Raw genomic sequence first — 377 nt, forward strand, 5'->3', positions numbered from 1 at the left:
CCTTTTTTGTCAATCATATAGGCCTTTTGCCCACTCGTCAACTCCCCATACGTATTGGTTCTAGTGGCACCAGTGCCAATATTATATTTCTCAAGGAAGGTTTTCAACCATTTCCAGGTGGGTGCCGTTGGTTTCTTATTCTGTCCCTCGTAAACCAAACGTTGGGCCTGTTGGCCAATCCCTTGCGTAGAACGGTTACGATCTTCTTCCTCGTCTTGGTCTTGGTAAACCAAGTGCCACCCCTGACTTTGCGGTTGGTTAATCGTCGTCGTAAAGTTGGGTAATTCGGCTAACTGGGCTTTGACTTGTGTATAGTGATAATTCTCAGCCATCATCGCTAAGTAGTTCTTGGCCAAGACTTCATAAATTTTAGCCGC

At 45.6% G+C, this 377-nt stretch carries 1 protein-coding gene; it reads right to left on the reverse strand.

Annotated features, from left to right (window positions below; genetic code table 11):
- The coding region (locus AOQ32_RS08340; RefSeq protein WP_242976732.1) for a DNA topoisomerase at positions 1–377 on the reverse strand (377 nt) is incomplete at both ends.

This window comes from Fructobacillus tropaeoli (assembly GCF_001047135.2).
Taxonomy (GTDB): Bacteria; Bacillota; Bacilli; order Lactobacillales; family Lactobacillaceae; genus Fructobacillus; species Fructobacillus tropaeoli.